The 21,145-nt window shown below is 70.5% G+C and carries 16 protein-coding genes; 15 read left to right on the top strand and 1 reads right to left on the bottom strand.

Translation table 11 applies throughout. From position 1 onward, the window contains the following. The first annotated feature begins 208 nt into the window (after window positions 1–208). The 7 genes from J7E96_RS34965 to J7E96_RS34935 all read left to right on the top strand — a co-directional run bounded on the left by J7E96_RS34965 (window position 209) and on the right by J7E96_RS34935 (window position 9,001). Window positions 209–1,819, top strand: coding sequence for a GTPase domain-containing protein (locus J7E96_RS34965; RefSeq protein ID WP_215137624.1), 1,611 nt, complete (start codon window positions 209–211; stop codon window positions 1,817–1,819). A gap of 8 nt (window positions 1,820–1,827) precedes the next feature. Next, window positions 1,828–3,690 (top strand): GTPase, encoded by a 1,863-nt coding sequence (locus J7E96_RS34960; protein WP_374196756.1) that lies wholly within the window; start codon window positions 1,828–1,830, stop codon window positions 3,688–3,690. Window positions 3,691–3,804: 114 nt separating this feature from the next. Further along, the gene (locus J7E96_RS34955) at window positions 3,805–4,266 is read left to right on the top strand and encodes a single-stranded DNA-binding protein (RefSeq protein WP_215137620.1); all 462 of its coding nucleotides are present in this window, start codon (window positions 3,805–3,807) and stop codon (window positions 4,264–4,266) included. Window positions 4,267–4,557: 291 nt separating this feature from the next. Beyond that, complete coding sequence (locus tag J7E96_RS34950) at window positions 4,558–5,946, top strand: Cys-Gln thioester bond-forming surface protein (protein ID WP_308296280.1); 1,389 nt, start codon at window positions 4,558–4,560, stop codon at window positions 5,944–5,946. A 153-nt stretch (window positions 5,947–6,099) separates the two neighbouring features. Further along, window positions 6,100–7,764 carry an energy-dependent translational throttle protein EttA gene (gene ettA / locus J7E96_RS34945; protein WP_215137616.1) on the top strand — a complete coding sequence of 555 codons (1,665 nt, stop codon included), beginning with the start codon at window positions 6,100–6,102 and terminating at the stop codon, window positions 7,762–7,764. A gap of 2 nt (window positions 7,765–7,766) precedes the next feature. Then, window positions 7,767–8,240, top strand: coding sequence for a thioesterase family protein (locus J7E96_RS34940; RefSeq protein ID WP_215137614.1), 474 nt, complete (start codon window positions 7,767–7,769; stop codon window positions 8,238–8,240). Then, window positions 8,237–9,001, top strand: coding sequence for a hypothetical protein (locus J7E96_RS34935; RefSeq protein WP_215137611.1), 765 nt, complete (start codon window positions 8,237–8,239; stop codon window positions 8,999–9,001). The genes J7E96_RS34940 and J7E96_RS34935 overlap by 4 nt, the downstream gene beginning before the upstream one ends. A gap of 377 nt (window positions 9,002–9,378) precedes the next feature. On the opposite strand, the gene J7E96_RS34930 is transcribed toward J7E96_RS34935, so the two are convergent. After that, window positions 9,379–9,783 (bottom strand): globin, encoded by a 405-nt coding sequence (locus J7E96_RS34930; RefSeq protein ID WP_215137609.1) that lies wholly within the window; start codon window positions 9,781–9,783, stop codon window positions 9,379–9,381. A 119-nt stretch (window positions 9,784–9,902) separates the two neighbouring features. On the opposite strand from J7E96_RS34930, the gene J7E96_RS34925 reads away from it, so the two are divergent. From J7E96_RS34925 to J7E96_RS34890, 8 genes are all read left to right on the top strand, one after another. Continuing rightward, entirely contained in the window at window positions 9,903–10,886 is a 984-nt protein-coding gene (locus tag J7E96_RS34925; protein ID WP_215137607.1) for a methyltransferase domain-containing protein, read from the top strand. A 125-nt stretch (window positions 10,887–11,011) separates the two neighbouring features. Continuing rightward, window positions 11,012–12,346, top strand: a complete 1,335-nt coding sequence (locus J7E96_RS34920) for an O-acetylhomoserine aminocarboxypropyltransferase/cysteine synthase family protein (protein WP_215137605.1) — start codon at window positions 11,012–11,014, stop codon at window positions 12,344–12,346. Between the two features lie 25 nt (window positions 12,347–12,371). Continuing rightward, the gene (locus J7E96_RS34915; RefSeq protein WP_308296279.1) at window positions 12,372–13,523 is read left to right on the top strand and encodes a homoserine O-acetyltransferase; all 1,152 of its coding nucleotides are present in this window, start codon (window positions 12,372–12,374) and stop codon (window positions 13,521–13,523) included. Between the two features lie 58 nt (window positions 13,524–13,581). After that, on the top strand, window positions 13,582–14,892 hold the full coding sequence (locus tag J7E96_RS34910; RefSeq protein ID WP_215137601.1) for an APC family permease: 1,311 nt from the start codon (window positions 13,582–13,584) through the stop codon (window positions 14,890–14,892). A 19-nt stretch (window positions 14,893–14,911) separates the two neighbouring features. Next, window positions 14,912–16,204, top strand: a complete 1,293-nt coding sequence (locus J7E96_RS34905) for a homoserine dehydrogenase (RefSeq protein ID WP_215137599.1) — start codon at window positions 14,912–14,914, stop codon at window positions 16,202–16,204. After that, window positions 16,201–17,586 carry an MFS transporter gene (locus J7E96_RS34900; protein ID WP_251070872.1) on the top strand — a complete coding sequence of 462 codons (1,386 nt, stop codon included), beginning with the start codon at window positions 16,201–16,203 and terminating at the stop codon, window positions 17,584–17,586. The genes J7E96_RS34905 and J7E96_RS34900 overlap by 4 nt, the downstream gene beginning before the upstream one ends. Continuing rightward, the gene (locus J7E96_RS34895; RefSeq protein WP_308296278.1) at window positions 17,579–19,717 is read left to right on the top strand and encodes a molybdopterin-dependent oxidoreductase; all 2,139 of its coding nucleotides are present in this window, start codon (window positions 17,579–17,581) and stop codon (window positions 19,715–19,717) included. Before J7E96_RS34900 ends, J7E96_RS34895 begins: the two co-directional genes overlap by 8 nt. After that, window positions 19,714–21,141 (top strand): FAD-dependent oxidoreductase, encoded by a 1,428-nt coding sequence (locus J7E96_RS34890; RefSeq protein ID WP_215137597.1) that lies wholly within the window; start codon window positions 19,714–19,716, stop codon window positions 21,139–21,141. The genes J7E96_RS34895 and J7E96_RS34890 overlap by 4 nt, the downstream gene beginning before the upstream one ends. Window positions 21,142–21,145 lie beyond the last annotated feature (4 nt).

Here is a 21,145-nt window from a genome sequence, read left to right as displayed (position 1 = left end):
GTTCGGTGAAGCGAACCTGATAATCGCAGGCGAGTGCGAATCGCGCATCGCTTTTGGCGTCTCGCGCCCCGGGTGTTGTGCACTCGTTATGCCTGTGCCCCACTCATACCGTCTGTCCCTCGCCGCCAATCGGCGCTCATAGGCGCGCAGAGGAGCCTTTAAGCTTCTAAAAGGCTCCAAAATTGGGCATTCTTCGCATGTGGTGACCTTGGACGCACGGCCTCAGCTGATCGACGCACTCTCCGCCCTGCGCGACCGTGTCGCTGCCGTGCGCCTCCCGCTCCCCCTACCGGGGGCTCCGCGCGCGAGACAGGCACGGATCGAGTTGCTGGCGCAGCTCGACGACTATCTGCTGCCCCGGCTGAAACAGCCCGAGGCACCGCTGCTCGCCGTCATCTGCGGCTCCACCGGAGCCGGCAAGTCCACCCTCGTCAATTCGCTGGTGGGCAGGCGGGTGAGCGAGGCCGGCGTGCTGCGGCCCACCACGCGTACGCCCGTGCTCGTATGCCACCCGGACGATCACCACTGGTTCGCCAGTCTCCGCGTACTGCCGCAGCTCACGCGCGTATGGCTGCCCCGGCAGGAGGGGGAGGAAGACGGGGCGGAAGGGTCCCTGGAGGGCGAGAGGGGCGCCGGCGGCGGGGACACGTTGCGCGTGGAGACCGTGGGGACGCTGCCGCGTGGGCTCGCCCTCCTCGATGCCCCTGATTTCGATTCGCTCGTCGCCAGGAACCGGGTGCTCGCCGCTGAACTCATCTGCGCCGCCGATGTGTGGGTGATGGTGACCACCGCCTCCCGGTACGCCGACGCCGTGCCGTGGCATCTGCTGCGTACCGCGAAGGAGTACGACGCCACCCTCGTCACCGTCCTCGACCGGGTGCCCCACCAGGTGATCGGCGAGGTGTCGCAGCAGTACGCCGCGCTGCTCACCAAGGCCGGGCTCGGCGACGTACCGCGCTTCACCATCCCCGAGTTGCCCGAATCCGCGGGCGGCGGCACCGGACTGCTGCCCTCCACCGCCGTCGAGCCGCTGCGCGCCTGGCTGGCGCACCGGGTGCACGACCCGGCGGCCCGGCAGCAGGCCGTCGGCCGTACCGCCACCGGCGTCATCGAGTCGCTCAACGCCCGGATGCCCGAGCTCGCCGGGGCCGTCGCCGCGCAGTACGCCGCGTCCGTACGGCTGACCGCGGACGTCGAAGAGGCGTACGAGAAAGAGGGCACGCGGGTACGCCGCCGGCTCCAGCGCGGCGCGGTCCTCTCCGGGGACGCCCTCACCCGGTGGCGCGGATATCCGCTGGACAGTTCGGCGGGTGAGCTTCTCGACTCGCTCGTCGGAAGCCTCACCTCGCTGCTCCAGTGCGCCGTGGCCGCCGCCGACGAACACGTCCACGAGGCGTGGCGGCGGGAGCCCGCCGCCGACGCGGTCGCGTTCGCGATCCCCCACCGCGAGGCGGGCGAGCGGATCGGGATGGCCGCACGGCGCTGGCGCCGGGTGCTCGAAGAGCTCGCCGAGGAAGAGGTACGGGATCTGGAACGGCCGCCCGCGCCCGACGCCGAGACCGTCGCCGCCCTGCTCGCCGCCGCGCTGCTGGGCGGCCGCCGGGCGCGCACCGCCGGGGAACGGCTGGCCGAGCGGATCGGCGCGGTCGCCGCGACCCGGCTGCGCGACAAGGGCGGGGAGCTGCTGACGACGTACATCGACCGCGTACTGAGCACTGAACGGGAGCTGCGGCTGGCGCCGCTCGACGCCCTCGAAGTGACCCCGGAGCCGCAGGCGGCGCTGATCGCCGCGCTCTCCGTGTTGCAGAAGGAGAAGTGACCGCAAACGTGACTGCTGTGACTGATGACACAGATGGCATGGATGGTGTCGATGGCGTCGATGGTGCCGAAGGAATGGATGGGGGGGAGGGGGTGGAAGGCGTCGGCGGGCCCCCTGAGGGGCGTTGGGACGACGGGCTGATCGCCCGGCGTTCCGACGAGCGCGCGGCGCGCCCCGTGCGGCCCCCGCGCCCCGTCCGGCCCCCGTCCAACGCGCCGCGGGACGGCGACGACGAGTACGACGGCCTGCCGCCCGGCGGCGCTTACGACGGCCGGCTGCGCGGACGCCTCGACGCCCTGCGCGAACTCGTCGGGCTCTCCCGTACCCGCCTCGAAGCGGCCACGCTCGCCGAGGCCGGCCGCGTGCTCGACGAGGCCGCCGCCCGCCAGCGCCTCTCCGCCCGGCACACCGTCGTCGCCGTCGCGGGCGCCACCGGCAGCGGCAAGTCGACGCTCTTCAACGCCCTCGCGGGCGTCCAGATCTCCGACACGGGGCTCCGCAGGCCGACCACCTCCTCGCCCATCGCGTGCAGCTGGACGGACGGCGCCGCCGGTCTGCTGGACCGGCTCGGGATCCCCGGGCGGCTACGCCGCAGGCCGGCGCCGCCCGGCTTCCGCGACGACGCGCTGAACGGCCTCGTCCTCATCGACCTGCCCGACCACGACTCGGCCGCCACCGCCCACCGCGACCAGGTGGACCGCGTGCTCACACTCGTCGACGCGGTGATCTGGGTCGTCGACCCGGAGAAGTACGCCGACGCCGTACTGCACGAGCGCTATCTGCGGCCGCTCGCCGGACACGCGGAGATCACCTTCGTGGTGCTCAACCAGGTGGACCGGCTTCCGGGCGACGCCGCAGACCTCGTCCTCGACGATCTGCGCAGGCTCCTCGACGAGGACGGCATGGCGCTCGGCGAGCACGGCGAACCCGGCGCCACGGTGCTGGCCCTGTCGGCGCTGACAGGTGAGGGCGTCGGCGAGCTTCGCGAGATGCTCGGCCAGTTCGTGCAGGAGCGCGGGGCCGCCGCCCGCCGGCTGTCCGCCGACGTTGACGCCGCCGCGGCCCGGCTGCGACCGGTCTACGTCGCCGACGGGCGGCGGCCTCCCGAGCTCGGGGAGCGGGCCCGCGACCGGTTCACCGACCGGCTGGCGGCGGCGGTGGGCGCGGCGGCCGTGGGCGAGGCGGCGGAACGCGAGTGGCGGCGGAACGCGGGGAAGTCGTGCGGGACGCCGTGGCTGAGGCTGTGGCGCTGGTACGAGGCGAACCGGGCCCTGGGCGCGGGGCTCGACCCGATTTCCGGGCAGACCCCGGCCGAGGGGGAGGAGGAGGAAATCACCGCCAGACAGCGGGTGGAGCAGGCCGTGCGTACGGTCGCGGACGACGCCGCGGCCGGGCTGCCGGCCCCCTGGGCGCAGGCGGTACGGGAGGCCGCGGTGCGCGGCGCGGCGGGACTGCCGGAGGAGCTGGACGTACTGGCGGTACGGGCCGGAGTGCCCCGCGGCAGGCCGCCGAAGCCCGCGTGGTGGCCGGCGGCGGTATTGACCCAGGCTTCGATGACCCTGCTCCAGATCTTCGGCGGGCTGTGGCTGGTGGGCCAGATCGTGGGCGTACTGGAGCCGCAACTGCTGCCGCCCGTACTGGTGATGCTCGCCGGGATCGTGGGCGGTCCGCTGGTGGAGTGGGCGTGCTCGGTGGCGGCGAGGGGGCCGGCGCGGCGGTACGGGCAGGACGCCGAGCGGCGGCTGCGGGAGGCGGCCGCCGGGTGCGGCCGGGCGCGCGTACTGGATCCGGTGTCGGCGGAGCTGATGCGGTACTGGGAGGTGCGGGAGCAGTACGTGGCGGTGACGGGCTTGTCCACAACCGGCCGGTAACCCACAGGCTCCGGCGGGCTCGCCGCTTCCGGTCCAGCATGGAACCAGTCACTTGGACAGGGACAGGCACGGCGACAGGCACAGGGGCGGACCAGTGGTGGAGGGGGAGTCGGGATGAGTGACACGTGGGTGACGCTGGTGGGCAATGCCGCGACAGGCGTGGACTACCGGGATTCGGCGGCGGGCGGAGTGGCGCGCTTCCGGTTCGCGGTGACGGCGCGGTACTGGGACCGCCAGAAGGAAAGCTGGGCGGACGGGCAGTCCAGCTTCTACACGGTGTGGGCGCGGCGGGCGCTGGCCACGAACCTGGCCGGCTCGGTCTCCATCGGCGAACCACTGCTCGTGCACGGACGGTTGAGGATCCGCGACGAGGAGAAGGACGGGCAGCGCAGATTCTCGGCGGACATCGAGGCGCTGGCCGTGGGGCACGACATGACGCGCGGTACGTCCGCGTTCAGGCGGGTGGTGAAGGGGGACCCGGCGCTGACGCGGCGTTCGGTGACGGAAGGGCACAACTCGGCTGATTCGCACGGTGATTTGTCGACAGTGCCGGCGCAGGGGAGAGGTGAGCGATAACGATTCTGATTCGGAATGGCTATCTGACGGTATGACAGAGGGCTGTCGTTCGGCGCGTCTCTAGGATTTCCGCATACTCACGGGGCACTTGAGTCTGTCGGCGAGGCACTCCCCCCACGGTCGCACCATGCGAAAGGGCCTCGCCCGAAGGGGAATTCTGTGTTTTCTGCGCTCTCGGTGTTTTTTGCGTGTTCTGCGTCCTCTGCGTGTTCTGCGTCCTCTGCCACTTCGACACCTTCTGTACGCGGACGGGGCTCCGCCCGCCCCTCTGCCCGTCTCTCCGCCGCGGCCGTGGCCACGGGGCTCCTCGCCGCGGGGGCGATAGCTGCCGCGGGGCCCGCCGCCGCGGCGGAGGCGCCGCAGCACCAGGGCGGTGCGGCAGCCACGCTCGACGGACTGAAGACCTACGACAAGGCCGTCCTCCGCACGGCCGGTGGTGACCAGCAGATCCCCGCCGGCCTGTTCGAGATGACCGTCGACGGCGGCGGCACGCTCAAGACGTACTGCATCGATGTCCACCGCCCCACGCAGGAGCAGGCGAAGTACCTGGAGACCTCCTGGGACCAGACGTCTCTCGGCGGCAACCGTGATGCCGGCAAGATCCGCTGGATCCTGGAGCACTCCTACCCGCAGGTCGACGACCTGAGCGCGCTGGCCAAGCAGGCGGGGGTCGGCTCGCTCACCGAGCAGACGGCCGCGGCGGGCACCCAGGTCGCGATCTGGCGGTACTCCGACCACGTCAAGGTCGACGCGCTCGACCCGAAGGCGGAGAAGCTCGCCGACTTCCTCGAAAAGAACGCGCGCGGTGCCGCCGAGCCCAGGGCGTCCCTGACCCTGGAGCCGAACGCGGTCTCCGGCAAGGCCGGCGAGAAGCTCGGCCCGGTCACCGTCCGCACCAACGCGGGACGCGTCACCGTGGCCCCGCCCGCCGACGCCGCCGCCAGCGGCGTCAAGGTCGTAGGCAAGGACGGCAAGCCCGTCACCGCCGCTACCAACGGCAGCGAGCTGTACTTCGACGTCCCCGCCGCCGCGGCCGACGGCTCGACCTCCCTGACCGTGCAGGGCACCACCTCGGTGCCGGTCGGCCGGGCCTTCGCCGGGGTCACGCAGAGCCAGACGCAGATCCTGGCCGGGTCCAGCGAATCCACCGTCTCCGCCGGCGCCACCGCCACGTGGGCGAAGAAGGGCGCCATTCCCGCTCTCTCCGCCGAGAAGAACTGCGCGAAGGGCGGGGTGGACATCACCGCCACCAACAAGGGCGACGAGCCGTTCAGCTTCGAGCTCATGGACTTCAAGCACACCGTGGCGGCCGGCCAGTCCCGGACGGTGACCATCCCGGTCCAGGAGGACCAGGCGTACGACTTCACGATCGAGGGCCCCGGCGGCCTGAAGAAGAACTTCAAGGGCATCCTCGACTGCAAGACCTCCGCCGCCACCTCCGCAGGCACCGGTACCGGCATGGGCGTCGGCACCGGCACCATGGACCAGCCCCAGAACCAGCCCAGCCCCGCCACGGCCGGTGACGCCCCCACCGCCGCCGACGGACTCGACCTCGCAGAGACCGGCAGCTCCGACGCCACGCCGATGATCCTGGGCGTAGCGGTCGCCTTCGTCGTCCTCGGCCTCGCCGCGGTCATCTTCGTCCGCAAGAAGGAGTCCGCCGCCTCCGGCGAAGAGTAAAGACGAGCGACGACGCCCGGTCACCGGGCGCTCACCGCGGCCCCGGTATGCCTTGGCGGACCGGGGCCGTTGCCATACCCGTTTCCGTCCCGGGGTGGACGTCAGGCAAGATGGGGTGTATCTGCCCACACATCGATTGCCGGACGGTTTCTCTTGGCTGAGTACATCTACACGATGCGCAAGACGCGCAAGGCGCACGGCGACAAGGTGATCCTTGACGACGTCACGCTGAGCTTCCTGCCGGGCGCGAAGATCGGTGTGGTGGGGCCCAACGGTGCCGGTAAGTCCACGGTGCTGAAGATCATGGCCGGGCTGGAGCAGCCGTCCAACGGTGACGCGTTCCTGTCGCCCGGTTTCAGCGTCGGCATCCTCATGCAGGAGCCGAAGCTCGACGAGTCCAAGACCGTCCTGGAGAACGTCCAGGACGGCGCTGCCGAGATCATGGGCAAGCTCAACCGCTTCAACGAGGTCGCCGAGCTCATGGCGACTGACTACTCCGACGCGCTGCTCGAAGAGATGGGCAAGCTCCAGGAGGACCTGGACCACGCCAACGCCTGGGACCTCGACGCCCAGCTGGAGCAGGCCATGGACGCGCTGGGCTGCCCGCCCGGCGACTGGCCCGTCACCAACCTTTCCGGTGGCGAGAAGCGCCGTGTCGCGCTCTGCAAGCTGCTGATCGAGGCGCCGGACCTGCTGCTCCTCGACGAGCCCACCAACCACCTCGACGCCGAGTCGGTGAACTGGCTGGAGCAGCACCTTTCGAAGTACGCGGGCGCCGTTGTCGCCGTCACTCACGACCGGTACTTCCTGAACAACGTCGCCGAGTGGATCCTTGAGCTCGACCGCGGCCGCGCGATTCCGTATGAGGGCAACTACTCGACGTACCTCGACAAGAAGTCCGCCCGTCTCAAGGTCGAAGGCCGCAAGGACGAGAAGCGCGCCAAGCGGCTCAAGGAAGAGCTCGAGTGGGTCCGCTCCAACGCCAAGGGCCGCCAGGTCAAGTCGAAGGCGCGTCTCGCCCGGTACGAGGAGATGGCCGCCGAGGCGGACAAGATGCGGAAGCTGGACTTCGAGGAGATCCAGATTCCGCCGGGCCCGCGTCTCGGTTCGATCGTCGTCGAGGTCGAGAAGCTGTCGAAGGCCTTCGGGGACAAGGTCCTGATCGACGACCTTTCGTTCACGCTGCCGCGTAACGGCATCGTGGGTGTCATCGGTCCGAACGGTGCCGGTAAGACGACGCTGTTCAAGATGATCCAGGGCCTGGAGAAGCCGGACTCCGGCGCGATCCGGGTCGGCGAGACCGTCAAGATCTCGTACGTCGACCAGAACCGCTCCAACATCGACCCGAAGAAGTCGCTCTGGGCGGTCGTGTCGGACGAGCTGGACTACATCAACGTCGGCCAGGTCGAGATGCCTTCGCGGGCGTACGTCTCCGCCTTCGGCTTCAAGGGTCCGGACCAGCAGAAGCCGGCCGGTGTCCTGTCCGGTGGTGAGCGCAACCGCCTCAACCTCGCGCTGACGCTCAAGGAGGGCGGCAACCTGCTGCTCCTCGACGAGCCGACGAACGACCTCGACGTGGAGACCCTGTCCTCGCTGGAGAACGCGCTGCTCGAGTTCCCGGGCGCGGCTGTGGTCATCTCCCACGACCGCTGGTTCCTGGACCGGGTCGCGACCCACATCCTCGCGTACGAGGGTGACTCGAAGTGGTACTGGTTCGAGGGCAACTTCGAGTCGTACGAGAAGAACAAGGTCGAGCGCCTCGGCGCGGACGCGACGCGGCCGCACCGTGCGACGTACAAGAAGCTGACGCGGGGCTGATCTTGTCCCGTCACATTTACCGCTGCCCTCTGCGCTGGTCGGACATGGACGCCTTCGGGCACGTCAACAACGTCGTCTTCCTCCGGTACCTGGAGGAAGCGCGGATCGACTTCATGTTCCGGCTGGCGCCGGGGGACGGCTCGCCGTCGTTCGCGGGCGGGTCCGTCGTGGCCCGGCACGAGATCGACTACAAGCTGCCGCTGGTCCACCGGCACGAGCCGGTGATCATCGAGTCGTGGGTCACGAAGATCGGCGCGGCGTCGCTGACGATCGCTTACGAGGTGAAGGACCCCGCGGAAGCGGACACCCCTGAGCGGGTGTACGTGCGGGCCTCGACGGTCGTTGTGCCGTACGACCTCGAAGCGGCGCGGCCGCGGCGGATCTCGGCGGAGGAGAAGTCTTTCCTCCTGGAGTACCTGGACGACGGCAGTGACCGTGCTGACCGGCGGGGTGCGCGGGGGGCTGTCGCCGCATGACGGCGCCGGGGCGGCTGACGCTTGCCGATGCGGGGGAGGCGGCGGATCTTGCCGCGTTCCTCGGGCGGTTGATCCATTACGACCGGGCCGCGGCGGTACGTCTTCAGGTGGGCGCAGGGGCGGTGGCTGTTTTCGGGCGGCCGCCGTCGTTCGAGGTGCTGGCCGTCCGGACGTCCCGGCTGGCGGTCGCGGCGGCGGTGGGCGGTGGCGGTGGCGGTGCGGGTGGCGGCGACGCCGCTGGTGCCGGTGCTGGTGCCGGTGAGCTGGATGTCACGGTTTCTGCCGGGGAGCTTCTCGAAGGCATCGAGGAGTCCACCGGGGTGGTTGTGGTGCCTGCCGCCGTTACGGGGCCGCCCTGGGCCGGGATGCTGCCGCCTCGCGGGGGCTGGCAGCAGGTTCCGGGGCTGCCGGAGCCCGAGGCGATGCGCGCGGCGGTCGCGGCGGCGGTCGCGGAGTTCCGGGCGCGGGACGGGGCGTTGGCGCCGGAGGATCGGACGCGGGCGGCTCGGGACCGTATCGGTCGCGAGATCTGGTCGCGGACGCTGGGCGAGACGGAGTTGCCGCTGCGGGCGGTGCATGCGGCGCAGTCGCTGGGCTTCTTGCGGTTGGGCTCGGCGGGTGCGGGTGCGGGTGCGGGTGGTGCTGGCGCGGGTGCGGTTGCGCTGCTTGCCGCCGGCGGCTGGCTTCGGCTGCGTACGCCGTACGGGTCGATCGCGGTACGTCGGGCCGGGCTCGGGGTGCTTTCGGTGGCCCCGGTGTAGGTGGGCTTCGCGTGGCCGGGTGGGTTGCTTCGGCCCGCGCGTGCGGCGGACGGTTCCGTCCTCAAGCGCCGGACGGGCTGACATGGCCGGCCCGGGTTGGAATGGCCGGCCAGGCTGGAAGGGGCGGCTCAGACCGGGATCGTCCGCCCAGGCCGCGCAGAAATATGAACCCCGCCACCCGTTCCCCCCGAAACCGCCACGCTGTGGTGCTACGCGCCCGCGCCCCATTGGTTTGTGGGGATGCTTTCGGAGTCGGGTGGTGGATGAAACCGCTTTCGCACTGGACTTGACGCGATCGTGACCGGATTCCGGATTCCGGATTCCGGGCGCCGGTCACCGCAATGTGGGTCGCTCGTGGGTGGAGTCGGCCCTCGGTGTCAGCCCTCGGTGTTCAGCATCGACGCGGCGGCGTACGTCAGGTAGTTCCACAGCTGCTGCTCGTGCTCCTCGGAAAGTCCGAGCTCGTCGACGGCGACGCGCATGTGCCTCAGCCAGGCGTCGTGCGCGGCCTTGTCGACGGTGAACGGCGCGTGCCGCATCCGCAGGCGCGGGTGGCCGCGGTTGTCGCTGTACGTGCGGGGGCCTCCCCAGTACTGCATCAGGAAGAGGGCAAGCCGCTCTTCGGCGGGGCCCAGATCCTCCTCCGGGTACATGGGCTTGAGCAGCGGGTCCTCCGCGACTCCCTGGTAGAAGCGGTGGGCCAGGCGCCGAAAAGTCTCCTCGCCGCCGACCTGCTCGTAAAAGGTCTGCTCCTGAAGCGTGCCGCGCGGAATCTCATTCACCCGTCCATCGTCTCAGACGCGGCGGCGGAGGACCTTCGGCCTAGGACCATCCACTGCGGCCCACGGCCATGGCGCCCGGGTACTCGCGTCGGGGCCCGCGTCGCGCGACAGTGGGGCGTATGGGCGCACAGGACGCAGACATGCACGGCATGTACGCCGAGGCCCGCGCGGCACTCGTACGGGAGATGGCGGCGGCCGGGGCCCTCGACGACCCCGCCTGGCGCGCGGCCTTCACTGAGGTCCCGCGCCACCTCTTCGTGCCGTACTACTTCGTCGGTGGCCCGGCGGGCTACCAGCGGCTGTGGGGCGAGGACCCCGATCCGGCGCGGCGGCAGCGCTGGCTGGAGGGGGTCTACTCGGACACACCCCTGGCCACCCGCATGCACGGCGGCGAGCTGGTCTCCTCCAGCAGCCAGCCGTCGCTGATGGCCGGGATGCTGGAGGAGCTGGACGTACGGGACGGGAACGCCGTGCTGGAGATCGGCGCGGGGACCGGCTACAACGCGGCGCTGCTCTCGCATCGGCTCGGCGATGACCTGGTGACCACGGTCGACCTCGATCCGGAGATCACCGAGTCGGCTCGCAAGCACCTGGAGGCGGCCGGGTACCACCCGGCGGTGGTCACCGGCGACGGGGCGCTCGGCTGCCCGGCGCGGGCTCCCTTCGACCGGATCATCGCGACCTGCGCGCTGCCGTCCGTACCGCGCGCATGGCTCGCGCAGTGCCGGCCGGGGGCGCGGATTCTGGCTCCGCTGGCCACGGGGCTGATCGCGCTGGACGTACGGGACGCGTCGCACGCGGAGGGGCACTTCCTGCACACCCCGGCGTACTTCGTCCCGCTGCGCGGCGGAACGGCGGAGCCCGCGCCCAGGCAGCTGGGCGGGCTGCCGCGGCGGGCGCTGGAGAACGACCTGTTCCGGTTCCTGCTCAGCCTGACCGCGGGCAGCCTGGACCCACACGAGGCGCTCACGCTGTGGCACCGCGAGCACCGGCCGCCGCGCGAACGCTTCGGCGTCACGGTCGCCGAGGACGGGGAGTGGGCCTGGCTGGACGATCCGCAGGGGCCGTACGCGTGGCCGCTGGGTGGGTTTGCGGGGGAATAGGGCCGCTGGGTCGCCCTCGGGCGGCGGCGATGGGCAACGATCCAAATATGAAAGGTTGTTGGATTGTTGAACGATCTGTAGTGTCTGCCACGTCCCAGCCAAGATCGTTCTCAAGGAGCTGCTGCATGCTGTCCGCAAAGGAAGAAGAGCTTTTCGCCGAACGCGGTTACGCCCGGCGCGAGTCGGCGGCCATCCAGGGCGGTCGCCATGTCCGCATGGGCGTCAACCCGCCGCTGATCACGCCGATTTACATGACCGCCGCGTACGAGTTCCCCAACGCCGACATGGCGGCCGGTCTCTTCAACCTGGAGGGCAACGGTCACGCCTACACGCGTCTGGGCAACCCGACGCTGAACGTCCTCGAAGAGCGCATGGCGCAGATCGACGGTGGCGTGGCCGGCCTGGCCACTGCCTCCGGTCATGCCGCCGTGACCCTCTCGATCCTCAACCTCGTCGAGGCGGGGGACAACATCGTCTCGTCCAACGAACTCTTCGGCGGCATCTGGAGCCTGCTGGGAGCCACGCTCAAACGGCTCGGCATCGAGACCCGGTTCGTCAGCCCCTCCGACCCCAAGAACTTCGAGGAGGCGACGGACGACCGGACCCGCCTCTACTTCGGCGAGACCCTCCCCAACCCCCGGTTGCGCATCTTCCCGATGAGCGAGGTCGCCGAGATCGGTGCCCGCTACGGCATCCCGCTGATCATGGACAACACGCTGCAGCCGCTCACCTGCCGCCCCTTCGAGTTCGGCGCGGCCGTCACCGTCTACTCCGGTACGAAGTACCTGGGCGGCCATGGCTCGGCAATCGGCGGCATCATCGTGGACAGTGGCAATTTCGACTGGGACAACTCCCCGCGCCACCCCCAGATGACCCAGCCCGACCCCGCGTACGGAAACGTCATCTGGGGCGAGGAGTGCCGCAAGCTCCCCGACACCCGCGGCCGCAGCAGCTATCTCTTCAAGGCGCGGGAAACGCTGCTGCGCGACTTCGGTCTGTGCATGAGTCCGTTCAACGCCTTCCTCATCCTGCAGGGCATCGAGACGCTGTCGCTGCGCATGCCCGCGCACTCGGCCAACGCCCTCAAGGTGGCCCAGTTCCTTTCGAGCCACCCCAAGGTGGACCTCGTCCGGCACCCGAGCCTCGCCGAGGGAACCGAGGCCGAGCAGGTCAAGCGCTACCTCGACGGCGAGTACGGCCCGATGGTGATGGTCGAGTTGAAGGGCGGACGAGCCGCCGGAGCGCGGTTCATCGAAGGCCTGAAGCTCTTCTCGCACGTCACCAACGTCGGCGACGTACGCTCGCTGGCCACCCACCCCGCCTCCACCACGCACGCCCACCTTCCCGAAAAGGATCTGCTGGGCGCCGGCATCACCCAGGGATCGGTGCGCCTCGCGGTCGGCCTGGAGCACCCTGACGACCTGATCCACGACCTCGACCAAGCCCTGGCCGCCGTATAAGCGGCGCGGGACGGGAGGGGGATCAGTGCTCACGGGGTGGTTTGAAACCGGCAGTCGACCTGCTTCACGCGTCGAACGGTTCTCGCCCGGCCGACCGCTGTTGCTGGCATCGGGTGCGCGGCTCGACTCGGTGCAGGTGGCTTACGAAACGTACGGAAGTCTCAACAGCGCCGGCGACAACGCCGTCTTCGTCTGCCACGCGCTGACCGGCGACTCGCACGTGACCCGGAAAGACGCCGGGGAACCGCCGGGCTGGTGGGAGTCCATGGTGGGGCCCGGAAAGCCGATCGACACCGATCGGTACCTGGTGATCTGCGCGAACGTCCTCGGGGGGTGCGCGGGGACCACCGGCCCCTGGGCACCGGGGCCCGACGGGCAGCCGTACGGACCCGAGTTCCCGCGCGTAACGATCAGCGACATGGTCGCTGTCCACCGGGAACTGCTCGCCGGGCTCGGTATCGGCAGGCTGCACGCGGTGGTCGGTGGATCGATGGGCGGCATGCAGGCGCTCGAGTGGCTCCTGCGCCACCCGGATGACGCAGCCGGTTTCCTGATCGTCGCGGCCACGGCCCGACAGAGCGCGGACAACCTCGCGTGGAACGCCATCGCCCGCCATGCGATCCGCAACGACGTGAAATTCCAAGCCGGCCGGTACGAGCCGGGGGACGGCCCGCGTGCCGGTCTGGGCGTGGCGCGCATGATCGCGCACATCACCTATCTCTCCGAGTTCTCGCTGCACCGCAAGTTCGGGCGCAGGCACCGGAAGGCGGGGACGCGTCAGTACTCCTCGGTGGTCGTGCAGGGCGATCACGCTGTGGAGAGCTACCTCGAGCACCAGGCGGACAAGTTCCTGCGGCGTTTCGACGCCAACAGTTACCTCCAACTGATGAGTGCCATGGACCATTTCGACGCCTTCGCCGTGCCCGACCGGCTCGCAGAGGCCGAGTCCCTGCCCGAGGTCTGCCTCTTCAGCTTCGAACGGGACCGGCTCTTCGGTCCGGCTCACAGCGAGCTGATCCAGATCGAGCTGGCCGAGCGAGGGCTTCTCGCCCGCCACGAGCGGGACGGCGCCGCGGACGTGGGGCACGACGCCTTTCTTCTCGACGTGCCGCAATTCCTGTCCGTCGCCGACGAGTTCCTCCAAGGCATCCGAGGCAGGCAAGGCGTTCTGCGCTGACTTCTTCCGCCGACTTCCGCGGACGACAGAACAACACGACAGTAAAGAGGATGAATTCATGAGTTCCAGCCACCGGATCGGTGTGGCCCAAGGGACAGCGCTGTACGTCGGCGCAGTACTGGGAGGCGGCGTCCTGGCGCTGCCCGCGCTGACAGCCCGCGAAGCAGGGCCGGCCTCGCTGGTCGCCTGGGCCCTGATGGTCGCCTTCTGCATCCCGATCGCCGGCGCCTTCGCGTCGCTCGGCATCCGCTATCCCGACGGCGGCGGCGTGGCGACCTTCGCCGCGAAGGCATTCGGGCCCAGGACCTCCGCCCCCGTGGGCTGGCTCTTCTACTTCGCCGTCCCGGTGGGCACGGCGAGCGCGGCCATCGTCGGCGGGGCCTACGTCGCCGATGCTCTCGGCGGCGGATACCTGATGTCTCTGGCGGTCGCCGCGGTCCTGCTGCTGGGCGCGTACATCAGCAACTGGCTCGGTCTGCGGCTCTCCGGCGGCCTTCAGCTCCTGCTCATCGGGATGCTCGCCGCACTCATGATCGTCGCCATCGTGATCGCCGCCCCCGACTCCCGCTCGGAGAACCTCACTCCGTTCGCCCCGCACGGCTGGCTCGCCGTCGGCAACGCCGCCACCCTGCTCTTCTTCGCCTTCTCCGGCTGGGAAGCCGTGTCCCATCTGTCGGGCGAGTTCTCCAACCCGCGCCGCCAGCTCCCCCTCGTCACCGGCCTCACCATCATCACCGTTGCCGTCCTCTACCTCGGCATCGCCTTCACCTCGGTGGCGGTCCTGGGGTCCAACCCCGACCGCTCCGCCGTCCCGCTGACCCTGCTGCTGGAGCGCGGCATCGGGGAGTCGGCCCGCGCCGTCACCGCGGTCGCCGCGGCCCTGCTCACCTTCGCCACCGTCAACGCGTACATCGCCGGCGGCTCCCGGCTCGGGGCCGCTCTCGGCCGTGACGGGGACCTGCCCAGGTGGCTGGGCAAGGGCAACAAGGCGGGCGAGATCCCCAAGCGCAGCCTGGTCGTCCTCGCCTCGCTGACCGCCGTTCTGCTGATCGCCGCCGCCGTACTGGACATCCGGCTGGACCCGATCATGACCGCCGCCTCCGCCTGCTTCGTGGCCGTGTACGTCGCCGGTCTCTCGGCTGCCGTGAAGCTGCTGCGCGGCAGCACCTGGGGCCGTATCGGGGCCATCGTGTCGCTCGTCGCGGTGCTGATCGTCTTCTGCTTCTTCGGCTGGTACTTGACCCTCCCGCTGGCCCTGGTCGCCGGTGCGAAGGCCTTCCAGCACTTTTCCGCGCGCCGTCCGGTTCCGCCGCAGGACGAAACCCCCGACGCCGACGCCCAGCCGCTCCCGCAGACCCTCTCCACCTGACCGCCCGAAGGGGGTTGACGTGAAACACCGTCCCTTGCGCATTGGCCTGCTCGGACACGGAGCGGTGGGTTCCGAGACAGCCCGCGCGCTGACCGCCCGCCGCGGCGAACTCGCCGCCCGGATCGGCGCATCGATCGAGCTCGTCGGTATCGCCGTACGCACTCCTCGCCCGGGCCGGGACACCGACCCGGACCTGTTCACCACGGACGCCGAACAGCTGGTGACCCGTGGTGACCTCGATGTCGTCGTGGAACTCATGGGCGGCATCGAACCCGCCCGCTCCCTCATCGTTGCCGCGATGGAGTCCGGGGCCTCAGTGGTGACCGCGAACAAAGCCCTCATCGCCGACGACGGAGCCGATCTGCACCGGATCGCCCACAAGCACGGAGTCGAACTCGCCTACGAGGCGGCGGTGGCCGGGGCCGTGCCCCTGCTGCGACCGCTGCGCCAGTCACTGGCGGGCGACCGTGTGCGACGGCTGAGCGGAGTCGTCAACGGCACGACCAATTTCATCCTGGACCGGATGGCGGCCATCGGAGGTACGTTCCAGGCCGCCCTCAACGAAGCACAGCAACTGGGCTACGCCGAGGCCGATCCCACCGCGGACGTCTCGGGAGCCGACGCCGCGGCGAAGATGACGATCCTGGCCAGGCTCGCCTTCGACACCGACCTGGGTCCCGGTGACGTCCACTACGAAGGCATCACGCACATCGGCCCCGCGGACATCAGTCATGCCGCCGCCAACGACTCCGTGATCAAACTGATCGGAATCTGCGACCGCACGGCAGACGGGGTGAGCGTCCGGGTCCACCCCATGCTGCTCCCCCGCGACCATGCCCTGGCCGGCGTCAGGGGCTCGTACAACGGCATTCTCGTCGAGGCCGAGGCCGCCGGTCAGCTGATGTTCCACGGCCAGGGAGCCGGGGGGCTCGCCACCTCCAGCGCGGTGCTCGGCGACCTCGTCGAGGTCTGCCGCAACCGCCTGACCGGCGCGGTCGGTGCGCACCAGCCGCCCGCACAGCTCCTGCCGGTCAGGACGATGGATCAGGTGGCCACGCGCCACCAGTTGAGTCTGCTCGTCACCGACCGCCCCGGAGTGCTGTCGGAAGTCACCGCGGCCTTCGGACACCACGGTGTCTCGCTGGCGACGGTCCGCCAGGAAGGTCTGGGTTCGGAGGCGCAGCTCGTCGTCTCCACCCACCTGGCGACGGACGCGGCGCTCGCCGCGGTCGTGACCGAGCTGAACACCTTCGAATCCGTCCGCGGCATCACCCGGAGCATCCGGATGATGGGCCGGGAGTCGGACCGTTGAGCATCGATACGGTCAGCAAAACACCGGCCGTGGAACACGGGTCCGCGGTGCCGGCGCTGGTACGTGGCCCCGGCCGCTGGATCGAGCGGTGGGAGCCCGGCGAGCCGTCCTTCTGGGCGGCGGCCGGGCGCCGCGTGGCGCGGCGGAACCTGGTGTGGTCCGTCGTCTGCGAACACCTGGGCTTCACGATCTGGACGCTGTGGAGTGTGGTCGCGGTAGAGCTGGGAGAACGTCGTTTCACCGCCGACCAGCTGTTCTGGCTGGTGGCCCTGCCCAGCCTGGTGGGCGCGGTCCTCCGGGTGCCCTACACCTTCGCGCCCGCACGCTTCGGGGGCCGCAACTGGACGGTCGTCAGCACCCTGCTGCTCCTGGTGCCGGCCGGTCTGCTCAGTGTCGCTGTCGCGGACGCCGACACCCCGTACTGGTTCTTCCTGCTGTGCGCCGCGACGGCCGGCGTCGGCGGCGGGAACTTCGCCTCCAGCATGGCCAACATCACGCACTTCTACCCCGACTCCAAGCAGGGGCTTGCCCTGGGACTGAACGCCGCGGGCGGCAATGTCGGCGTCAGCTCCGTCCAGTTCGTGGTGCCGTTCATCATCGGTTCGATGGGGCTGGCGGCGGCCGGACTGTTCTGGATACCGCTGATCGTGTTCTCGGCCGTGGCGGCGGCGCTGTGCATGGACAACCTGCGCAGCGCCCGGTCGAGCCCGGCCGGGCAGTTCGCCGTGGTCCGGATGAAGCAGACCTGGCTGGTGTCGCTGCTCTACATCGGTACCTTCGGGTCCTTCGTGGGCTATTCGACCGCGCTGCCGCTGCTGGTCAGCCTGGAGTTCCCCGGATCGGCGGCGCTCCACTACACCTTCCTCGGAGCGCTCATCGGTTCCTGTGCGCGGCCGCTCGGCGGTCTGCTGGCCGACCGGTGGGGCGGTGCCCGTGTGACGACGGCGAACTTCGCGCTCATGGTGGCGGGTGCGACGGGTGTATGGGTGGCACTCGGCAGCCACGACCACACCGGCTTCCTCCTCTCCTTCCTGCTGCTGTTCGTCACGGCGGGCGTCGGCAACGGCTCCACGTACCGGATGATCCCGGCGGTCTTCCGCGCCCGGGCGCTGCGGGCCGTGGCCGGCGCGGGGGCCGAGGCGGTCCGTACCGCGCTGGCGGAGGGGCGGCGTACCGGAGCCGCGGCGCTCGGCCTCATCTCGGCGGTCGGCGCCCTCGGCGGCTTCCTCGTCAACCGCGCGCTGGGAACGTCCATCGGCGGCACCGGGGACTCGGGCGCGGCCATGCTCGCCTTCGCCGCCTTCTACGCGCTGTGCGCCGTGTTGACCTGGTTCTGTTACGTGCGGCGCGACGGCGTCGAAGGAGGAACGATCCGTGAGTGAGACAGCCCCGGCGTCCGACGACCGGGGGACAGCCACCCACTGCCCGTACTGCGCCCTGCAGTGCGGCATGTGGCTGCGGCGCGACACGTCGGGCGCCGTCACCGTCCGCCCCCGCGACTTTCCCACCAACCGCGGAGGCCTGTGCCAGAAGGGCTGGAGCGCCGCCGACCTGCTCACCTCCGAGCGGCGGCTCACCACTCCGCTCGTGCGCCGCACCCCGGACGGCCCGCTTGTGGAGGCCGGCTGGGAGGAGGCGCTGGCGCGGGTGGCGCAGGGCATCGGCGACATCCAGCGGCGCGCAGGCAAGGACGCCGTGGCGGTGTTCGGCGGGGGAGGCCTGACCAACGAGAAGGCCTACCTCCTCGGCAAGTTCGCACGGGCCGTCCTGGGCACCTCCAACATCGACTACAACGGGCGGTTCTGCATGTCTTCGGCCGCGGCCGCAGGCCTGCGCGCCTTCGGCCTCGACCGCGGCATGCCGTTTCCGCTCGCCGACGTGGGCAGGGCCGAGGCGCTGCTCCTGGTCGGCGCCAACCCCGCCGAGACGATGCCGCCGTTCGCTCAGTACCTCGAAGCCCAACGGGCCGCGGGCGGTTCACTCGTCGTGGTCGATCCCCGGCGCACCCCCACCACCGAGCGGGCGACGCTGCACCTGCGGCCCTCCCCCGGCACCGACCTCGCCCTGGCCAACGGGCTGTTTCACATTGCCGTGGCCGAAGGCCTGACGGACGAGCGTTACGCCGCCGACCGCACCCTGGGATTCTCCGAAGTACGCAAGAAAGTCGCGGAGTACTGGCCGGAGCGCGTCGAACGGATCACCGGCGTAGCGGTCGGCGACCAGTACCGCGCCGTTCGTCTGCTCGCCGGCGCGCGCCGCGCCATCGTCCTCACCGCGCGTGGCGCGGAGCAGCACAGCAACGGCACCGACACGGTCTCCGCGTTCATCAATCTCGCCCTGGCGCTCGGGCTGCCGGGCACTCCCGGGTCCGGGTACGCCTGTCTGACCGGCCAGGGAAACGGGCAGGGAGGGCGGGAGCACGGCCAGAAGGCGGACCAGCTCCCCGGCTACCGCCGCATCGACGACGCGGCGGCTCGCGAGCACATCGCCGAGGTCTGGGGCATGTCCGCCGACGCGCTGCCCGGTCCCGGACGCAGCGCGTACGAACTCCTTGACTCCCTGGGCACTCAGGAGGGCCCCAAGAGCCTGCTGATCTTCGGCAGCAATCCAGCGGTCTCCGCGCCCAACGCCCGCCGGGTCGTGGAGCGGTTGCGCTCCCTGGAGCTGCTGGTTGTCTCGGACCTGGTGCTCAGCGAGACCGCCGAGCTCGCGGATGTGGTCCTGCCGACCGCTCAATGGGCCGAGGAGGACGGCACCATGACCAACCTGGAGGGCAGGGTGCTGCGCAGGCGCCGGGTCCAAGACCCGCCCGACGGCGTACGCACGGATCTGGAGGTACTCGCGGACCTGAGCGGGCGGCTCGGACACCCGGCCGGTTTCTCCGCGGAGCCGGAGGAGGTTTTCGAGGAACTGCGCCGGGCCAGCCGCGGAGGCCCCGCCGACTACTCGGGGATCACCTACGAGCGGATCGAAGCACACGACGGAGTCTTCTGGCCCTGTCCCGACACGGGCGCGGGCGCGACCGACCGGCCCGCCGAGGACGGGGAGGACGGGGACGGAACACCCCGGATGTTCCTCGGTGCCTTCGCGCACGCCGACGGGCGAGCCCGCTTCGTACCGGTGGATCACAGACCTGCCGCGGAGGAGCCCGACGAGACGTACCCCCTGTACTTCACGACGGGACGGATCACCCAGCACTACCAGAGCGGTGCTCAGACCCGCCGGATACCCGCCCTGACCGCGCAGGTCCCCGAACCGTTCGTGGAGATCCACCCCGACCTCGCCACCCGTCACGGCATCACGGCGGGCGACCGGGTGCGGGTGGTGAGCCGGCGCGGCACGGCCGAGGCGGCAGCCCGCATCACCTCGTCCGTACCGCCCGACACCCTGTTCATGCCCTTCCACTGGGGCGGAAAGGGACGAGCCAACTCCGTCGTCGGGGACGCCCTGGACCCCGTCTCACGGATGCCGGAATTCAAGGTGTGCGCCGTACGTCTGGAGCGTCTGTCATGAAGCGTGTGGTCGTCATCGGCAATGGCATGGCAGGTCACCGCGTGGCGGCCGAAGTCCACGCCCGCCGGCCCGACTGGGACATCACCGTCATCGGTTCCGAGCCCTACCAGGCCTACAACCGCATTCTGCTGACCAACCTCCTGGCCGGACGGGCCACGGCGGACAGCATCGTGCTGGGCGAACAGCCCCCCGTCATCCGCGTGGTGACAGGGCGCCGGGTCACCGGCATCGACCGGTTGCGGCGCACGGTGTTCCTGGAGTCCGGCTCCACAGTGCCGTACGACCGGCTCGTGCTGGCCACCGGCGGGCTGCCGTTTCTGCCGCCGGTCAAGGGCCTGACGCACGACGACGGCCGGCTGCACCCCCACGCCGTGGCCTTCCGGACCCTCGACGACTGCCTGCGGATCGTACGCCTGGCAAAGGGGCGCCGACGGGCCGTCGTCGTGGGCGGTGGACTGCTGGGGCTGGAAGCGGCCCGCGGTCTCGCTCAGCGCGGCCTGGACGTACACATCCTGCATGCCGCGGACCACCTGCTGGAACGACAGATCGACGCCACCGCCGCAAGCATGCTGTCCCGCACACTGACCGGGCTGGGCATCACGACGTGGACGTCCGCCGCAGCCGCCAAACTGCTCGGCGAGGACCGGCTCACCGGTGTCGAGCTCACCGACGGCCGCCGGATCCCCGGTGACTTCCTGGTGGTGGCGTGCGGAACCCGGCCGGACACCGAGCTGGCTGTCGCGGCCGGCCTGGCCACCGGCAGGGGAGTCCTGGTCGACAACTGGATGCGTACGAACGACCCGGACGTCTATGCCGTCGGTGACTGCGCCGAACACCGGGACACCGTCTACGGCCTGGTCGGACCGGCCTGGGAACAGGCCCGGACCGCCGCGGGAGCCATCACCGGCAGCCCCGACGCGACGCCGTACGAAGGCTCGCGCCTGGTCACACGGCTCAAGGCAGCGGGCATCGACCTCGCGGCCATGGGCGATCCGTCCGACCCCCCGCCGGACGACCCGGACACCGAGGTGCTGCGCTTCTCGGACACGGGGCGTGGCGTCTACCAGAAGATCACGCTGCGGGACGGCCGCGTCACCGGGGCCGTGCTGCTCGGTGACACCTCCACCGGCGGGGTGGTCACGCGGTACTTCGACCGGGGTGCGGAAGTTCCCCGCGACCGCCGCCTGCTGCTCTTTCCGGAGCTGGCGGACGGCGACGGGGCGAAGGACGCCGCGGCACTTCCCGGCGAAGCCGTGGTCTGCCAGTGCAACGGCGTGACCAAAGACGCGATCCTGCGCTGCCGCAAGGCCGGAGCGCGGGATGTGGCCGCCGTCGCCGACCACACCCGGGCCACCACGGGATGTGGTGGCTGCCGCCCTCTCGTCGAGGAACTGCTCGACTGCCGGTCCACCCGCGGCGCTTGATCCG

It is taken from the genome of Streptomyces sp. ISL-96, from assembly GCF_018614035.1.
Classification (GTDB): Bacteria; Actinomycetota; Actinomycetes; order Streptomycetales; family Streptomycetaceae; genus Streptomyces.
Note: the sequence above shows the minus strand (reverse complement) of the source record. Positions and strands in the feature narration are given on the sequence as shown.

What these genes read in the sequence shown, in the direction of transcription:
- J7E96_RS34955 (WP_215137620.1), top strand. Translation starts at nt 3,805, where the DNA reads ATGAGTGACACGTGGGTGACGCTGGTGGGCAATGCCGCGACAGGCGTG.
- J7E96_RS34935 (WP_215137611.1), top strand. Translation starts at nt 8,237, where the DNA reads ATGACGGCGCCGGGGCGGCTGACGCTTGCCGATGCGGGGGAGGCGGCG.
- J7E96_RS34925 (WP_215137607.1), top strand. Translation starts at nt 9,903, where the DNA reads ATGGGCGCACAGGACGCAGACATGCACGGCATGTACGCCGAGGCCCGC.
- J7E96_RS34920 (WP_215137605.1), top strand. Translation starts at nt 11,012, where the DNA reads ATGCTGTCCGCAAAGGAAGAAGAGCTTTTCGCCGAACGCGGTTACGCC.
- J7E96_RS34910 (WP_215137601.1), top strand. Translation starts at nt 13,582, where the DNA reads ATGAGTTCCAGCCACCGGATCGGTGTGGCCCAAGGGACAGCGCTGTAC.
- J7E96_RS34890 (WP_215137597.1), top strand. Translation starts at nt 19,714, where the DNA reads ATGAAGCGTGTGGTCGTCATCGGCAATGGCATGGCAGGTCACCGCGTG.